This window comes from Pseudomonas veronii (genome assembly GCF_001439695.1).
GTDB classification, from domain to species: domain Bacteria; phylum Pseudomonadota; class Gammaproteobacteria; order Pseudomonadales; family Pseudomonadaceae; genus Aquipseudomonas; species Aquipseudomonas veronii.
In genome coordinates this window covers 1-1,368 of sequence record NZ_JYLL01000077.1, presented here as the reverse complement: position 1 = coordinate 1,368, position 1,368 = coordinate 1, and the positions used below count along the sequence as shown (strand labels likewise).

Annotated in this window: 1 protein-coding gene; it reads left to right on the top strand. The window is 55.4% G+C overall.

The genetic code is table 11. The annotated features are described in order from the left end of the window. Positions 1 to 80 precede the first annotated feature (80 nt). The gene (locus TU80_RS31015; RefSeq protein ID WP_057006147.1) at positions 81 to 1,106 is read left to right on the top strand and encodes an IS110 family RNA-guided transposase; all 1,026 of its coding nucleotides are present in this window, start codon (positions 81 to 83) and stop codon (positions 1,104 to 1,106) included. Positions 1,107 to 1,368: the final 262 nt, after the last annotated feature.

The window sequence follows — 1,368 nt, the reverse complement described above, 5'->3', positions numbered from 1 at the left end:
CCGGTTAATGAGATGGTCACCCCCAACACCCTGTGAGGGCTACGCTTTCACGGGGTGTTTTGTTTTCGGAGGCCATCATCATGAGCGAGTCAGCACTGATCGGTATCGATCTCGGCAAACATACTTTCCACCTGCACGGCCAGGATAAGTCGGGCCGCGAGGTGTTTCGCAAAAAATGCTCACGAGCGCAGATGATGCAGTTTTTCGGCAATGTGCCGAGCTGTGTCGTGGTGATGGAGGCCTGTGCAGGGTCGCATTTTGTCGCTCGCCAACTGATGGCGATGGGACACACGGCCAAGCTGATTTCCCCGCAGTTCGTTAAGCCCTTCGTCAAGGGCAACAAAAATGACTTCGTCGACGCTGAGGCGATCTGTGAAGCCGCTTCCCGCCCATCCATGCGCTTCGTTACGCCTAAAACCGAATCCCAGCAAACCCTGTCTGTGCTGCATCGGATGCGCGAATCGTTGGTGCATGACCGCACCAAAACGGCTAATCAGATGCACGGTTTTCTGTTGGAGTTTGGAATCAGCCTGCCCAAGGGATTGGCCATCATGAAGCGTTTGGCGAGCGTTTTGGCCGAGCACGACTTACCCGTTCGTCTGACGGTCTTATTGCAGCGCCTGCACGATCACTTCGTCTATCTGGATGAGCAAATCAAAGCGCTGGATAAAGAACTGGCGGGCCAACTGGCCAACGATGATCTGGGCAGTCGTTTGCTGAGCATGCCGTGTGTCGGCCCGATCACCGCCAGCCTGCTGGCTGTGGAGATGGGCGATGGTAAACAGTACCGATGCGGTCGCGACTTTGCCGCCTCCGTTGGCTTAGTGCCCAGGCAGTACAGCACGGGCGGCAAGGCCAATCTGCTGGGGATCAGCAAGCGGGGTGACAAGCACCTGCGACAACTGTTGGTGCAGTGTTCCAGGGTCTATATGCAGAGGCTGGATCACCAGAAAGGCGCTCTGGCTGACTGGGTTAAAACCTTGCTCAGTCGACGACATTCAAATGTCGTCGCCTGTGCCCTGGCTAACAAACTGGCGCGTATCGCTTGGGCGATAGCCGCTCGCCATACGCAATATGAAGCAGGGCCAGACGCTTTGAACGCCTGACCCTGCAGTTGTTGCAGTACCACGATTCACCCTTCAGGTTTTGCGATAGCTGAACAACAGATGATGTGAACGGCACACCGGCCTGGCGAAGATCCTGACATAAAAATCGGCTTCAGAAGCCGACCGGTTTTTAAGGATCGTCAGGCGCGACTCTCATCGTGGCGCTGGGGCATACCCCAAACAGACGCCGGATAGATTTAAGCAAGCCAACCACACCACCCGTTGATCAGTATTGCAAAAATGGGGGTGACCATAGATTTTT

Bases quoted from the DNA above. Each gene is read 5' to 3' on its own strand.
- TU80_RS31015 (WP_057006147.1), top strand. From the start codon at position 81: ATGAGCGAGTCAGCACTGATCGGTATCGATCTCGGCAAACATACTTTC.